General features: G+C 49.5%; 13 protein-coding genes, 4 tRNA genes and 1 pseudogene. 14 read left to right on the top strand and 4 right to left on the bottom strand.

The annotated features are described in order from the left end of the window. Window positions 1-222: 222 nt before the first annotated feature. From LN341_RS14725 to LN341_RS14715, 3 genes and pseudogenes are all read right to left on the bottom strand, one after another. Window positions 223-875: pseudogene (locus LN341_RS14725) on the bottom strand (isochorismatase family protein). 10 nt (window positions 876-885) lie between these two features. After that, entirely contained in the window at window positions 886-2,235 is a 1,350-nt protein-coding gene (gene pssA, locus LN341_RS14720) for a CDP-diacylglycerol--serine O-phosphatidyltransferase (RefSeq protein WP_234203697.1), read from the bottom strand. 121 nt (window positions 2,236-2,356) lie between these two features. After that, window positions 2,357-2,800: an N-acetyltransferase gene (locus tag LN341_RS14715; protein ID WP_046222619.1), complete on the bottom strand. Its 444-nt coding sequence runs from the start codon at window positions 2,798-2,800 to the stop codon at window positions 2,357-2,359. 73 nt (window positions 2,801-2,873) lie between these two features. On the opposite strand from LN341_RS14715, the gene murB reads away from it, so the two are divergent. Together murB and birA are read left to right on the top strand one after the other, a co-directional pair. After that, the gene (gene murB / locus LN341_RS14710) at window positions 2,874-3,914 is read left to right on the top strand and encodes a UDP-N-acetylmuramate dehydrogenase (protein ID WP_234203696.1); all 1,041 of its coding nucleotides are present in this window, start codon (window positions 2,874-2,876) and stop codon (window positions 3,912-3,914) included. Then, complete coding sequence (gene birA, locus LN341_RS14705) at window positions 3,911-4,882, top strand: bifunctional biotin--[acetyl-CoA-carboxylase] ligase/biotin operon repressor BirA (RefSeq protein ID WP_234203695.1); 972 nt, start codon at window positions 3,911-3,913, stop codon at window positions 4,880-4,882. Before murB ends, birA begins: the two co-directional genes overlap by 4 nt. A gap of 20 nt (window positions 4,883-4,902) precedes the next feature. Here the strand turns inward: birA and coaA are convergent, their stop codons facing one another. After that, the gene (coaA, locus tag LN341_RS14700; RefSeq protein WP_046222616.1) at window positions 4,903-5,841 is read right to left on the bottom strand and encodes a type I pantothenate kinase; all 939 of its coding nucleotides are present in this window, start codon (window positions 5,839-5,841) and stop codon (window positions 4,903-4,905) included. Window positions 5,842-6,049: 208 nt separating this feature from the next. Between coaA and LN341_RS14695 the strand changes: the two genes are divergently transcribed. The 12 genes from LN341_RS14695 (at window position 6,050) to rpoB (ending at window position 15,520) form a co-directional block, all read left to right on the top strand. After that, window positions 6,050-6,125: transfer RNA gene (locus tag LN341_RS14695), tRNA-Thr, on the top strand. A 6-nt stretch (window positions 6,126-6,131) separates the two neighbouring features. Continuing rightward, window positions 6,132-6,216, top strand: a tRNA-Tyr gene (locus tag LN341_RS14690). A gap of 38 nt (window positions 6,217-6,254) precedes the next feature. Beyond that, window positions 6,255-6,329 (top strand) — tRNA-Gly (locus tag LN341_RS14685). A 12-nt stretch (window positions 6,330-6,341) separates the two neighbouring features. Continuing rightward, a tRNA-Thr gene (locus LN341_RS14680) sits at window positions 6,342-6,417 on the top strand. A 106-nt stretch (window positions 6,418-6,523) separates the two neighbouring features. Next, window positions 6,524-7,708, top strand: coding sequence for an elongation factor Tu (gene tuf / locus LN341_RS14675; protein ID WP_234203694.1), 1,185 nt, complete (start codon window positions 6,524-6,526; stop codon window positions 7,706-7,708). 210 nt (window positions 7,709-7,918) lie between these two features. Then, window positions 7,919-8,296, top strand: a complete 378-nt coding sequence (secE, locus tag LN341_RS14670) for a preprotein translocase subunit SecE (RefSeq protein ID WP_046222136.1) — start codon at window positions 7,919-7,921, stop codon at window positions 8,294-8,296. A gap of 12 nt (window positions 8,297-8,308) precedes the next feature. Beyond that, on the top strand, window positions 8,309-8,854 hold the full coding sequence (gene nusG / locus LN341_RS14665; protein WP_027254132.1) for a transcription termination/antitermination protein NusG: 546 nt from the start codon (window positions 8,309-8,311) through the stop codon (window positions 8,852-8,854). A 125-nt stretch (window positions 8,855-8,979) separates the two neighbouring features. Next, window positions 8,980-9,408, top strand: coding sequence for a 50S ribosomal protein L11 (rplK, locus tag LN341_RS14660; protein ID WP_027254131.1), 429 nt, complete (start codon window positions 8,980-8,982; stop codon window positions 9,406-9,408). 4 nt (window positions 9,409-9,412) lie between these two features. Further along, window positions 9,413-10,114 carry a 50S ribosomal protein L1 gene (gene rplA / locus LN341_RS14655; protein WP_046222137.1) on the top strand — a complete coding sequence of 234 codons (702 nt, stop codon included), beginning with the start codon at window positions 9,413-9,415 and terminating at the stop codon, window positions 10,112-10,114. Between the two features lie 239 nt (window positions 10,115-10,353). Continuing rightward, on the top strand, window positions 10,354-10,842 hold the full coding sequence (gene rplJ / locus LN341_RS14650) for a 50S ribosomal protein L10 (protein ID WP_027254129.1): 489 nt from the start codon (window positions 10,354-10,356) through the stop codon (window positions 10,840-10,842). Between the two features lie 61 nt (window positions 10,843-10,903). Continuing rightward, window positions 10,904-11,272, top strand: a complete 369-nt coding sequence (rplL, locus tag LN341_RS14645) for a 50S ribosomal protein L7/L12 (RefSeq protein ID WP_046222138.1) — start codon at window positions 10,904-10,906, stop codon at window positions 11,270-11,272. Window positions 11,273-11,494: 222 nt separating this feature from the next. After that, entirely contained in the window at window positions 11,495-15,520 is a 4,026-nt protein-coding gene (rpoB, locus tag LN341_RS14640; RefSeq protein ID WP_046222139.1) for a DNA-directed RNA polymerase subunit beta, read from the top strand. Window positions 15,521-15,573 lie beyond the last annotated feature (53 nt).

Genomic DNA, 15,573 nt, shown 5'->3' with positions numbered 1-15,573 from the left:
TCTTTGGTATTTATTCCACCTGTGAAGACCTTAGGCTCTGTGCCTGCGAAAGTCTGAGCTGGATCAGTACTGTAGGTAACAAATAGTCAGATTACAGGATGGTTGGCTGGTGTATATGGCTGACTATCTATATTCGCTGATAGCTACTTGTTGTCAACTTTGATAAGAGTCGATCAAGAGGAAAGGACTCTCTGCGGTCAACGAAACACAGAGAGCAGTACATCAGGGGTGGATATGGCTGTCAGCAGTGCACAATTGTTTTACTTCGTCTAAATTGCTTGCCAACAGAATTCCCGCGGATCGCATTCGATCACAGCTCTCGGCAATAGTGTCAGACGAAATACCACGACATGCAGATAAATTGACAATCACCTTAAAGCGCTTCGTTGACTGAAGCTGCAGGGCGGTTGTTTTGACACAATAATCCGTTGCGAGACCGCCAATAATGACAGTGGTGACACCTTTGTGATGTAACCACTCGATCAGTCCGGTACTGAGCTTTTCTTCAAGATCGTGAAAACAAGCGCCGTAAGGATGAAGATCTGGCTCGATCCCTTTCCAGATGACGTGATCATACTCAGTTACTTTGGGAAGCCCTGGTATTACTTCAAAGCCTTTGCTCCCCGGCACGGCGTGTTTGACCCAGGTCATATCGGCATTCGTGTGGGCAATGGTTGGAACATTTTGTCATGGCTATCAACAACCCACACAGCGTTCTGTGGGTGCGCATCTTTGGTTAAAATACGCCAGGTCGCTAGCTCTGCCTGTTGATTTAAAGCCAGAGCAATATGGTGCCCTTCCGGAACGGGGAGTTCATCAGGACAAAGTGGCGTGAAGGTTTGCTGGGCATCCACATCGATTGCTGCAATAACCATGACTGTCTCCTTACAGAATCTGATTCAGAATATGATCTGCTTTCAGACGCCGTATACGCTTGATCAAGCGTCTTACCGGCAACGGGTAGCTATCAACTTTATCGATGAATTTATAGCTTCCCATGAGTTGAGTATGTCGCAAAATGGCGTTGAGTTCCTGCTGCTTTTGCTCTGCTAACAGTTCATGTTTGTCATGCACCAGAATGGCGTTCTCTAAATCCAGTTTCCATGCACGCGGATTCAGGTTATTACCCGTAATCAGCATGTACTGGCGATCAACCCAGATTCCTTTCAGGTGGAAGCTGTTATCGTCATGTTTCCAAATATGAATAGCCAGTTGGCGGCGGGCGATAGCGGCCTCGTTGTGTTTGGCAAAACTACGTAAGTTCACCTCATATAAATAAGGTAATCCGGCGATTGTTTTGAACGGTTCGCTGGGTGGGATGTAAAAATCATTCGCGGTTTTATCGCCGACAATCAGAGTGATCTTTACACCGCGACGCAAAGCCCGTTTTACTTCCCGGCTCACGCTGCGGGGAAAGTTGAAATAAGGGGTGCAGATCGTCAGCTCATGTTTAGCACTGGCGATCAGGGTACAAATGTACTTATTCAGATTGTTCTTACGACGGCCAAGACCAACAATGGGGGTAAGGCCAACCTGATCATCAGCGATAGGCTCAGGATCAAAATAATAGCTTGCGCGCTGTAATTCCAGGCGCAATTGCTTAATCGCATTGCGTAAGACTTTCGTTTCTGGTCGGGTCTGCTGATTGAGGCAGTTCACCGCTTCACTGTCGACCAGTGTCCGCTGGATAAAGTGGACCATGCTGTCAGCCAGTTTGGTGTTTTTCAAGACATGATATCTGTCATAGCGGTAACGTTGATGTTGAGCCAGGTAAACATCATTCAGGCTGGCGCCGCTATATATGACAGTATTGTCAATGATAAAGCCTTTGAGGTGGAGCACGCCAAAGACTTCACGATTGCGAACGGGCACTCCCAACACTTCAATCTTATGTTGGTAGGACTGGGCAAACTCACGGTAGAGCGCTGCATTCCCCTCCGACTTTTCTGCACCGATCAGTCCACGTTGGGCTCGGTGCCAATCAACGAGAACCTTTATGTCCAGTTCGGGACGTCGCTGTTTTGCATCATACAATGCTTGAAGAATACTGCGACCCGCATCGTCGTCCTGCAGGTACAAGGCAACCAGATAAATACGTTTGGTTGCGTTGGCTATTTCCTGATGTAAACGTTCACGAAAGGCACCTGCCTCAAGCAGTGTTTCTATATCTTCCGGCTGATGTGCAATACGTGGGAGCTGATCGATGAGCTGCCGATTTGCAGTAGCTGAATCCATTATCGCCTCGTTCCGCGATTTATATGATAAATCTAAAAATTAGGGAGCCAATTATACCAGATTTTAGTGCTGGTAAAGCGAGCAGACTGATCCAATTTATAACCTTGGGAGGCAAATTGGGTCACTTTGCCTGATATTGCATGGGGGTGAGTGCTTTTCCACCAAGTCTGTAACGGGCAATTCGATGCGCCAGTGGCAGTGGCAGCTGATTATCTCCAATCATCGAAAACTGCGCTTTCAAGTACAGCGGTTCAAGGTGGCTGAACGCAAAACAGTAACACGGCTTAGTGATCAGCTGCGAATGGCAAGCGTTTAATAACGCGAGGCCAAGTCCCTGTTGCCTCAATTGCGGCACAACCAGCATGCCTGTCATGAATTGAAAATCGTCATACTCTTGGAAACGGACAGCGGCCGCGATGGAGGTCACTGTTTCTCCGATCCAGATGATTTCGTCCTTCTTGGCTTTACCCGCTGGGTAATGTGCTTTGTACAGACGATTGACCAGAGGAAGGCGAAGAGGTTCCAAAGGATGGAAGCTAAGTGTTGTTTTCGTTAAATCTGTCATGGAATTAACTGCGTCGCTATGTGTGATCAGTTAGAATGCGGCCTCCAGTATAAAGCGACGGTTTGAATTTGGTATGGAAGTTTTGCATCGCCATTCACTGGCTTCATTGCACACATTTGGTTTGAATGTCACAGCCTCTCAGGTGGTGACCATTAGATCGGTGGACGAGCTGAAAACGCTGTTATCCAGTGATGTGACAGGGACTACTCCTGCCCTTGTGATGGGGCAAGGAAGTAACTTGCTGTTTTGTGAAGACTATGACGGAACTGTCATACTGAATCGGATCATGGGGGTTGAGGTTTATGAAACCGATGTTGCTTATCATCTCCATATTGGTGCGGGTGAAAACTGGCATCAGCTGGTGTGCTGGACGGTTGAGCAAGAGATGCCTGGCCTGGAAAACCTGGCCCTGATCCCTGGTTGTACAGGATCCGCGCCCATACAGAATATAGGAGCCTATGGCGTTGAGCTTCAGGATATCTGCGAATATGTTGATGTGCTGGAGCGAAAAAGCGGTGATGTCGTTCGCTTAACGGCAGACGCGTGCCGCTTTGGTTATCGTGATTCCATTTTTAAGCACGAATTCAAAGACAGCCATATCATAGTGGCTGTCGGCTTGCGTCTGAGTAAGGACTGGCAGCCAAACACGAGCTATGGACCACTGGCGAACCTGGATCCTGCCACGGTTACAGCGCACGACATCCTGGCCCAGGTGTGTGCGACCCGTCAAGCTAAGTTGCCGGATCCGGCTGTGCTTGGGAATGCTGGCAGCTTCTTTAAAAATCCAGTGGTCTCTGAAAGTACTTATCAGAAGCTGGCGGCTGAATTTCCGTCTGTCCCTTGCTATCCCGTGGCAGAAGGCCAGTTTAAATTGGCCGCCGGGTGGCTGATCGATCAATGTGGATTGAAAGGGCATCAGATTGGCGGTGCGGCGATACATCAACAACAGGCGTTAGTCATTGTGAACCTCGGTTCAGCTGTCCCTACTGATATACTGCGATTGGCGCGCTATATTGTCGACACTGTCAATGCGCGCTTTGGTGTCACATTAGAGCATGAGGTGCGCTTTATGGCGTCTGGCGGAGAAACCACCCTGGATAAGGTGATGCCATGAAAGAACATACAACCAAGCTGGCGTTGATCCGGTTTCTGGCGGATGGTCAGTTTCATTCCGGCGAAGCGCTGGGCGAGGCGCTGGGGATATCCCGGGCAGCGATCAGCAAACATATCAAAGGGATTCAGGAGTGGGGCCTTGATATTCATCGGGTCCAGGGCAAAGGTTACTGCCTGGCAGCCGGGTTTGATTTATTAGATGAGTCCATGATCCTGGCCCAGGTCGATTGTCCGTCACTGACGTTGATTCCGGTGATTGATTCAACCAATCAATATATGCTGGATCGCATCGGTCAGTTACCGAAAGGCGCGGTCTGCGTGGCGGAATACCAGCAGGCCGGTCGAGGCCGTCGTGGGCGGCAATGGCTCTCTCCGTTTGGCAGCAACCTGTATTTGTCAATGTACTGGCGGTTAGATGCTGGTGTTGCGGCTGCGATGGGACTGAGCTTGGTTGTTGGTCTGGCGGTGGCAAAAACCTTGCAGAAACTGGGCGCGGCAGAGATAAAGGTGAAATGGCCCAATGACCTCTATTTTCAGGACAAAAAGTTAGCGGGTATTCTCGTTGAAATGAGCGGTAAAGCCGGAGATGCTGCGCACCTGGTGATAGGGATGGGGCTGAACTTAACGATGGCGAATACTGATACCGACACGGTGGGGCAGCCCTGGTCGAATCTGGCTGAAGCTTGTGAGCTTATGCCTGACCGAAATCAGCTGGCTGCCGCAATTATCGACGGTGTGACAGAAACCCTGCAGCGCTATGAAGAGGTGGGCATGGCAGGTTTTGTCGATGAATGGGACCAGTATGATAATTTTCTTGGCCGGCCGGTGAAGCTGTTGATCGGGGACAAAGTGGTCCGTGGTATTGCCCGCGGTATTAACGCTCAGGGCGCACTGATGCTGGATACCGAACAGGGGAAAATTCCGTATCTGGGCGGAGAAATCTCTTTGCGAAAAGATGATTCGCGATAAAACAAGGACGCGCTGGCCTGTTATTTTCTCAGTTTGACGGTCTGCACCGCATGGTTAGACCCTTTTTGCAGAATCAGGCTGGCTCGTTCGCGTGTTGGCAGAATATTTTCCAGTAAGTTTTTACCGTTAATTTCCTGCCAGATATTAGTCGCCGTTTTTACGGCCTCTGACTCGGTTAGCTTGGTGTAATGATTAAAATACGAAGAAGGATCTTTAAAGGCACCCTGGCGGAATTTCAGGAAGCGTTCGATATACCAGGTCTGCAGTAAATCGGGTTCGGCATCGACATAAATTGAAAAGTCGAGCAAATCAGAAATAAACACCCGATGCGGCTCATGAGGATAATCCATACCGCTCTGTAACACATTCAGCCCTTCAATGATCAGAATGTCCGGCTGCTCTACCGTCTTAATTTCATCAGTAATATCGTAATATAAATGAGAGTACACAGGGGCATCGACCTGTGGCTTGCCTGACTTGACATCAGTCAAAAACTCCACCAAACGCCGAATATCATAAGACTGCGGAAACCCTTTCTTTTTCATCAGGTTTTTTTCCAGCAGTACTTTATTTGGATACAGGAAGCCATCCGTGGTGATTAATTCTACCTTAGGGTGTTCCGGCCATCGGGTGAGCAAGGCTTTCAGCAGACGAGCGGTCGTACTTTTACCAACAGCAACACTGCCGGCAATACCAATGATATAAGGGACTGTACTTGGCTTGGGCTGAGACAGAAATTCATCCAGTACGCGTTTGCGTCCTTTGCGCGCACCAACATAGAGGTTGAGTAAGCGCGACAAAGGTAAATAAATATCGCGGACTTCATCCATCGACAGATGTTCATTAATACCGCGCAGACGTTCGAGATCGGCTTCATCCAGCGTCATGGGTACTGACTTGCGTAAATCAGCCCAGGATTGCCGGTCAAAACTCAGATAGGGGGTTAGGATCTCGTTCATCTTGTAACCAAAATCTCATTTACAGGGATTGGGACAATACAGGATCAGTCGCGGAAGTAAAAGAGGCCGTGATTTCTCCTTTTACTGAATAATGTCTGCGCAGCCCCTTGTTTGATTAAGAAATGTACATTAAAGCCGCCATTATGATTTTTTTTGTATTTACCTATTGCAACCCCAAAAACCATCGCATAGAATGCGCAGCACTTAAGCCGACTTAGCTCAGTAGGTAGAGCAACTGACTTGTAATCAGTAGGTCACCAGTTCGATTCCGGTAGTCGGCACCAAAATTTGGAGGGATTCCCGAGTGGCCAAAGGGATCAGACTGTAAATCTGACGGCTCCGCCTTCGAAGGTTCGAATCCTTCTCCCTCCACCATATTCAAATGGTTGAATAGCTCTACGAGTTACGAGTTTGCGGGCATCGTATAATGGCTATTACCTCAGCCTTCCAAGCTGATGATGCGGGTTCGATTCCCGCTGCCCGCTCCACATTTCTCGTGTGCTGATATAGCTCAGTTGGTAGAGCGCACCCTTGGTAAGGGTGAGGTCGGCGGTTCAAATCCGCCTATCAGCACCACTCTCTCTCCGAAGCACTTCAATCCTTTTGATATATACTCTACAAAACCCATGATTGGTTGTGTGGTCGTTATACCACCTAAATACCGTGCCTAGAGGGACTACCCATGTCTAAAGAAAAATTTGAACGTACGAAACCGCACGTTAACGTTGGTACTATCGGCCACGTTGACCACGGTAAAACTACTCTGACTGCTGCTATCTGTACTGTACTGGCCAAAACTTACGGCGGTGCAGCGCGTGACTTCGCATCGATCGATAATGCGCCAGAAGAGCGTGAGCGTGGTATCACTATCTCTACTTCTCACGTAGAGTACGATACTCCGACTCGCCACTACGCGCACGTTGACTGCCCAGGACACGCTGACTACGTTAAGAACATGATCACCGGTGCTGCTCAGATGGACGGTGGTATCCTGGTTGTTGCTGCGACTGATGGCCCTATGCCTCAGACTCGTGAGCACATCCTGCTGGGTCGTCAGGTTGGTATCCCTTACATTCTTGTTTTCATGAACAAGTGTGACATGGTTGATGACGAAGAGCTGCTGGAGCTGGTTGAGATGGAAGTGCGTGAACTTCTGTCTGAGTACGACTTCCCAGGCGACGACTGCCCAGTTATCCAAGGTTCTGCTCTGGGTGCGCTGAATGGCGAAGCTCAGTGGGAAGCGAAAATTGTTGAGCTGGCTGAAGCCCTGGATTCTTACATCCCAGAGCCAGAGCGTGCGATCGACAAGCCGTTCATCCTGCCAATCGAAGACGTATTCTCAATCCAAGGCCGTGGTACTGTAGTTACTGGTCGTGTTGAGCAAGGTATCGTTCGCGTAGGTGACGAAGTTGCTATCGTTGGTATCAAAGACACCATCACCACGACTTGTACTGGTGTTGAGATGTTCCGTAAGCTTCTGGACGAAGGCCGTGCTGGTGAGAACGTTGGTGTTCTGCTGCGTGGTACTAAGCGTGACGAAGTTGAGCGTGGTCAAGTACTGGCTAAGCCTGGTTCAATCACTCCACACACAACTTTCGAGTCTGAAGTATACGTTCTGTCTAAAGATGAAGGCGGCCGTCATACTCCGTTCTTCAAAGGCTACCGTCCACAGTTCTACTTCCGTACAACTGACGTGACCGGTACTATCGAACTGCCAGAAGGCGTTGAGATGGTTATGCCAGGTGACAACATCAAGATGGTTGTTACTCTGATCGCACCTATCGCAATGGACGAAGGTCTGCGCTTCGCAATCCGTGAAGGTGGCCGTACCGTTGGTGCTGGTGTTGTTGCTAAGATCGTTGAATAATATTTGACGACAAGGCACGAAAAAGGGCATCATTTGATGCCCTTTTTCTACGCTCCACCTCAGATTAGCGTATTTTTTGGTCAGTGTGCCGAGTAAAAAATGCGTTAAGGTGTACAGAGCGTTTCGAAAGGGATTCACTTAATCCTTAGAAAGCCTCGCTACCGGCGAGGTTATTTTCGTCTATATTGAGACAAGTTACAGGTTGGTTGTATGAAAGCGAATGCCGAAAACCAAAGCAGCTCTAGTAGCATGGATAGCCTGAAATGGGTTGTTGTTTTTGCCCTGCTGGCAGCCGCGGTGGTTGGTAATTACCTGTACAGTGATGTATCTGTCGTGTTGCGTGCCGCAGCTGTAGTGGTCCTGGTTGCCGCTGCTGGTGGTGTTGCAGCGCTTACAGCAAAAGGTAAAACAGCGATCACTTTTGCCCGTGAATCGCGCATGGAAGTCCGCAAGGTAGTGTGGCCAACTCGTCAGGAAGCTACGCAGACAACCTTTATCGTTTTAGCTGTCACTGTCATTATGGCGTTAGCCCTGTGGGGCATCGACGGCATTATGGTCCGTTTGGTCCGCCTGGTTACCGGTGTATAGAGGTAAGAGTTCATGAGCGAAGCTCCAAAAAAACGATGGTATGTTGTGCAGGCCTTCTCTGGTTTTGAAGGACGAGTTGCACAGTCACTACGTGAACATATCAAGATGCATGGCATGGAAGACTACTTCGACGAGGTCCTGGTACCAACAGAAGAAGTGGTGGAAATGCGTGCTGGCCAGCGCCGCAAAAGCGAGCGTAAGTTCTTCCCTGGTTACGTTCTCGTACAAATGGTGATGAATGATGAAACCTGGCATCTGGTACGTAGTATTCCTCGTGTGATGGGGTTCATTGGCGGAACATCTGACCGCCCGGCGCCGATTTCAGACAAAGAAGCCGCAGCGATTTTGAATCGTCTGCAGCAGGCGAGCGAGTCGCCTGTTCACAAAACTGTGTTTGAGCCGGGTGAAGTGGTTCGCGTGACGGATGGTCCGTTTGCTGACTTTAATGGTGTGGTTGAAGAAGTCGACTATGACAAGAGCCGTGTGAAAGTCTCGGTTTCTATCTTCGGCCGTGCAACTCCGGTAGAACTGGAGTTTGGTCAGGTTGAGAAAAACTGATCAATAAGTAATCAAGTCATATTGTCAAGGGCGTGGAATTACACTATAATTTCGCGCCCTTTCGTTAGACGGGGAGTCTGTTTGCGAAAAGCAGACGTTTGAACCCAAATTAAGGTAATTAAGCAATGGCTAAAAAAGTAGAAGCTTACATCAAGCTGCAAGTTGCAGCTGGTATGGCAAACCCATCTCCACCAGTTGGTCCAGCTCTGGGTCAGCACGGTGTGAACATCATGGAATTCTGTAAAGCGTTTAACGCAAAAACAGATTCAATGGAAAAAGGTCTGCCAACGCCAGTGGTTATCACTGTATATAGCGACCGTTCTTTCACTTTCGTGACTAAGACTCCACCTGCTGCAGTTCTGCTGAAGAAAGCAGCTGGCGTTAAGTCTGGCTCTGGCCGTCCTAACACTGAAAAAGTGGGTAAAGTGACTGAAGCTCAGATCCAAGAGATCGCAGAAACTAAAGCTGCAGACATGACTGGTGCCGACATCGAAGCGATGAAGCGCTCTATCGCGGGTACTGCCCGTTCCATGGGTCTGGTAGTTGAGGGTTAAGACAATGGCAAAACTAACTAAGCGTATGCGCGTAATTCGTGAGAAAGTTGACGCAACTCGCGAGTACGACATCAACGAAGCTGTTGCTCTGCTGAAAGAACTGGCTACTGCTAAATTCGTAGAAAGTGTTGACGTTTCAGTGAACCTGGGTATCGATGCACGTAAATCTGATCAGAACGTTCGTGGCGCAACTGTACTGCCACACGGTACTGGCCGTGATGTTCGTGTAGCAGTGTTCACCCAAGGTGCTAACGCTGAAGCAGCGAAAGAAGCTGGTGCAGATCTGGTTGGTATGGACGATCTGGCTGACCTGGTTAAGAAAGGCGAAATGAACTTTGACGTTGTTATCGCTTCTCCAGACGCAATGCGCGTTGTTGGTCAACTGGGTACCATCCTGGGTCCACGTGGCCTGATGCCAAACCCGAAAGTGGGTACTGTAACTCCTAACGTTGCTGAAGCTGTGAAGAATGCTAAAGCAGGCCAGGTTCGTTACCGTAACGACAAGAACGGTATCATCCATACCACGATTGGTAAGGTTGATTTCGATGCTGACAAACTGAAAGCTAACCTGGAAGCTCTGCTGGTTGCGCTGAAAAAAGCAAAACCATCTTCAGCAAAAGGTACTTTCATCAAGAAAGTTAGCATCTCTACCACTATGGGTGCAGGTGTGGCGCTAGACCAGAATACTCTGGACGCTAACGTTTAATATTTGCAGAATCGCTGGGATTATGTATAATCCTGCGTTTCGAATTAATGGCTAAGATCTGGGCAGTATTCTGCCGAGATCTTCGTCCAAGACCGTAGGTGTTCTCTGAACTTAATAATTCAGCCTACGTAGACGGTGCCAGGAACATGATTGATATACTGTCTTTCTTGGATCTGCGCCGTACAAACTCTCCTGCAATTTTGCAGTGAGTGGGTAAACACAATCCAGGAGCAAATCCAATGGCTTTAAACCTTCAAGACAAAAAAGCAATTGTTGCTGAAGTCAACGAAGCTGCCAGTGGTGCCCTGTCTGCAGTTGTTGCTGACTCTCGTGGCGTCGCCGTGGGTGCTATGACAACTCTGCGTAAACAAGCGCGTGAAGCGGGCGTTTACGTACGTGTTGTTCGTAATACTCTGGCTCGTCGTGCAGTCGTAGGTACTAACTATGAGTGTCTTGCTGACACTTTCGTAGGTCCTACTCTGCTGGCTTTCTCTACTGAGCACCCAGGTGCCGCAGCGCGTCTTTTCAAAGACTTCGCTAAAGAGAACAAAAATTTCGAGATCAAAGCTGCTGCATTCGAAGGCGTACTGACTGATGCAGATGTTCTGGCGAAACTGCCAACTTACGACGAAGCGATCGCGCGTCTGATGATGTGCATGAAAGAAGCTTCTGCTGGCAAGCTGGTTCGTACTATTGCAGCTATTCGCGATCAGAAAGAAGCCGCTTAATAAGTTTGGCTTTTTATTGGTTGCTATTTAAACTAATTGTTGACTTTAAAAGAGAATTGTTATGTCTATCACTAACGAGCAAATCCTAGACGCAGTTGCAGAAATGTCTGTAATGCAAGTTGTTGAACTGATCGAAGCAATGGAAGAGAAGTTCGGTGTTACTGCTGCTGCTGCAGTAGTTGCTGGCGGTGCTGCTGAAGGCGCAGCTGCTGAAGAGCAAACTGAATTCGACGTAATCCTGACTGCTGCTGGCGGTAACAAAGTTGCTGTAATCAAAGCAGTACGTGGCGCAACTGGTCTGGGCCTGAAAGAAGCGAAAGCTCTGGTTGACGGCGCTCCAGCACCTCTGAAAGAAGGTGTTGAGAAAGCTGAAGCTGAAGCTCTGAAAGCTCAGCTGGAAGAAGCTGGTGCATCTGTTGAAATCAAGTAATTATTACTTAATTTCTTAGCCTTTATGGCTATGGGCTGGTGGCTAAAAAGCCACCGGCCCTTTTGCGCTGTAGGGTAGTGGTGTTTTTCACATTGTTTTGCAACCGCTTCCCGTGCAAATCACAGCCTGTACTCCAGTGCTGTTCCTGCTACAAACAATGTTATTAGTCACTGCCTCTTACTCGAGGTAGTTTGGATCACTTATCAGCGATCTGAGGAACCTATGGTTTACTCTTATACCGAGAAAAAGCGTATCCGTAAGGATTTTGGTAAGCGTCCTCAAGTATTGGATGTACCTTACTTGCTGTCGATCCAGCTTGAGTCTTTTGATAAGTTCATCGAGCAGGATCCGGAAGGGCATTACGGTCTAGAAGCTGCCTTTCGTTCTGTATTCCCAATTCAGAGCTATAACGGCAATTCCGAGCTGCAATACGTTAGCTATCGTCTCGGTGAGCCGGTGTTCGATGTCAAAGAATGTCAGATTCGTGGTGTAACGTACTCCGCGCCGTTGCGCGTGAAATTACGTCTTGTTATGTATGACAAGGACGCACCAGCTGGCACAGTCAAAGACATTAAAGAACAAGAAGTTTACATGGGCGAAATTCCGCTCATGACAGATAACGGTACATTCGTTATTAACGGTACCGAGAGGGTTATCGTATCCCAGCTGCACCGTAGCCCGGGCGTCTTTTTCGACAGCGATAAGGGTAAAACCCACTCCTCAGGTAAAGTGCTTTATAACGCACGCATCATTCCTTACCGTGGTTCATGGTTGGATTTTGAATTTGATCCAAAGGATAACGTCTACGTTCGTATCGACCGTCGTCGTAAGTTGCCTGCGTCTATCATTCTGCGTGCGCTGAACTATACCACTGAGCAAATTCTTGACCTGTTCTTTGAAAAAATCAATTTCGAAGTGCAAGGTAAGTCTCTGGTCATGGAGCTGGTACCAGACCGTCTGCGCGGCGAAACCGCGAGCTTTGATATCGAAGCAAACGGGACTGTGTACGTTGAGAAAGGCCGTCGGATTACCGCGCGCCATATCCGTCAGCTGCAGAAAGATAACATTGACCACATCGAAGTGCCGGTTGAGTACATCGTGGGCAAAGTGTCAGCACGTGACTATGTGAATGAAGACACGGGTGAGCTGATTGTTGAAGCGAACCAAGAGCTGAGCCTGGAAATTCTGGCCAAGCTGTCTCAGGCTGGTCACAAAGCCATCGAAGTTCTGTTTACCAATGACCTGGATTACGGTCCGTACATGTCTGATACCCTGCGTATTGACAGCACAACGGATCGTCTGAGTGCGCTGGTTGAAATCTACCGCATGATGCGCCCTGGTGAGCCACCAACGCGTGAAGCGGCTGAGCAGCTGTTTGAAAGCCTGTTCTTCTCTGAAGATCGCTATGATCTGTCTGCGGTTGGCCGTATGAAGTTCAACAGCTCTCTGGTACGTGAAGAAACGACAGGCCCAGGCACACTGGATCACGACGATATCATCGACGTCATGCGTAAGCTGATCGACATTCGTAACGGTAAAGGTGAAGTTGATGATATCGACCACCTGGGTAACCGCCGTATCCGTAGTGTTGGTGAAATGGCTGAAAACCAGTTCCGTGTCGGTCTGGTACGTGTTGAGCGTGCAGTAAAAGAACGTCTGAGTCTGGGTGATCTGGATGCTGTGATGCCACAGGATCTGATCAACGCCAAACCTATCTCAGCAGCCGTGAAAGAGTTCTTTGGCTCTTCCCAGCTGTCTCAGTTTATGGACCAGAACAACCCGCTGTCAGAAGTCACGCACAAGCGTCGTATTTCTGCCCTGGGTCCAGGCGGTCTGACGCGTGAGCGTGCAGGCTTTGAAGTTCGAGATGTTCACGCGACGCACTACGGTCGTCTGTGTCCGATCGAGACCCCTGAAGGTCCAAACATCGGTCTGATCAACTCGCTGTCTGTTTTTGCGCGTTGTAACCCGTACGGTTTCCTGGAAACGCCATACCGCAAAGTGGTTGATGGTGTGGTCACCGATCAGATTGATTATCTGTCCGCGATTGAAGAAGGTCAGTTCGTCATTGCGCAGGCCAACGCCGCGCTGGCTGAAGACGGCGGCTTTACTGATGAATTAATCACGGCTCGTCATAAAGGCGAATCGGGTCTTCACCCACGTGACCACGTTCAGTACATGGACGTAGCAACCAACCAGGTGGTATCTGTGGCGGCGTCCCTGATCCCATTCCTGGAGCACGATGATGCGAACCGTGCCCTGATGGGTGCGAACATGCAACGTCAGGCGGTACCGACACTGCGTGCTGACAAGCCGCTGGTAGGTACAGGGATTGAGCGTGCGGTTGCTGTTGACTCCGGTGTAACCTCGGTCGCGAAGCGTGGCGGTATGGTTCAGTCGGTTGATGCGTCTCGTATCGTGATTAAAGTCAACGAAGACGAGCTGGTACCAGGCGAAGCCGGTATCGACATCTACAACCTGACTAAATACACCCGTTCTAACCAGAACACCTGTATCAACCAGCGTCCGACTGTGATGCCGGGTGAACCTGTAGCACGTGGTGACGTGCTGGCTGATGGTCCGTCGACTGACCTGGGTGAACTGGCGCTTGGCCAGAACATGCGTATCGCGTTCATGCCTTGGAACGGTTACAACTTCGAAGACTCCATCTTAGTCTCTGAGCGCGTGGTTCAGGAAGATCGCCTGACGACGATCCACATTCAGGAACTGTCCTGTGTGGCACGTGATACTAAGCTGGGCGCAGAAGAAATCACAGCAGACATCCCGAACGTGGGTGAAGCAGCCCTGTCCAAGCTGGACGAGTCCGGTATCGTATATATCGGTGCGGAAGTGAAGGGTGGCGACATTCTGGTTGGTAAAGTGACGCCGAAGGGCGAGACTCAGCTGACACCGGAAGAGAAACTGCTGCGTGCCATCTTCGGTGAAAAAGCATCTGACGTGAAAGATTCGTCACTGCGTGTACCGAACTCTGTGTCTGGTACCATCATCGACGTTCAGGTCTTCACGCGCGATGGCGTAGAGAAGGACAAGCGTGCACTCGAAATTGAAGAGATGCAGCTGAAAGAAGCGAAGAAAGACATCACCGAAGAATTCCAGATCCTGGAAGGTGGTTTGCTGGCTCGTGTCCGGACTCTGCTGCTGTCTGCCGGCTATGATGAAGCGCGCGTCACTTCCATGGACCGTGAGAAACTGTTCTCTCAGACTCTGGATGACGAATCGATGCAAAACCAGCTGGAGCAGTTGGCAGAGCAGTACGACGAGCTGAAATCTGAGTTCGATAAGAAGTTTGAAACCAAGCGTCGTAAGATCACTCAAGGTGATGATCTGGCCCCTGGCGTCCTGAAGATCGTGAAGGTCTATCTGGCCGTGAAGCGCCGTATTCAGCCGGGTGATAAGATGGCCGGTCGTCACGGTAACAAGGGTGTTATCTCGAAGATCTGTCCGGTTGAAGACATGCCTTACGATGAGAAAGGCCAGACGGTCGACATCGTACTGAACCCATTGGGTGTACCTTCGCGGATGAACATTGGTCAGATCCTGGAAACACATATGGGTCTGGCGGCAAAAGGTATCGGCGACAAGATCAACCAGATGCTGAAAGAACAGCAGGAATTGCATAAATTCCGCGAGTTCCTGCAGAAGGTCTATGATCTGGGCGATACCCGTCAGAAAGTAGACATTGCGTCTATGTCTGATGATGAAGTTCGTACCCTGATTGAGAACCTGCGTGGTGGTCTGCCAATCGCGACCCCTGTCTTTGACGGTGCACCTGAGCCTTCGATCAAAGAGCTGCTGAAACTGGGTGATCTCCCAGAATCTGGTCAGCTGAATCTGTTCGATGGCCGTACCGGTGAGAAGTTCGAACGTCCTGTAACTGTTGGTTACATGTACATGCTGAAACTGAACCACCTGGTCGACGATAAGATGCACGCACGTTCTACTGGTTCGTACAGTCTGGTAACTCAGCAGCCACTGGGTGGTAAAGCTCAGTTCGGTGGCCAGCGCTTCGGTGAGATGGAAGTGTGGGCACTGGAAGCTTACGGTGCCGCCTATACGCTGCAGGAAATGCTGACCGTGAAATCGGATGATGTGAACGGCCGGACGAAGATGTACAAGAACATCGTCGATGGCGATCACCGTATGGAACCAGGTATGCCGGAATCCTTCAACGTACTGTTGAAAGAGATCCGCTCGTTGGGTATCAACATCGAGCTGGAAGACGAGTAATTCTGACGCTGTCAGTAATACTTGAATCCGGTATCAATATGAAGGCGCCGCCG

The organism is Photobacterium sp. TLY01 (genome assembly GCF_021432065.1).
Lineage (GTDB): Bacteria > Pseudomonadota > Gammaproteobacteria > Enterobacterales > Vibrionaceae > Photobacterium > Photobacterium halotolerans_A.
The sequence above is the reverse complement of the archived record's forward strand: the minus strand, read 5'-3'. Positions and strand labels throughout refer to the sequence as shown.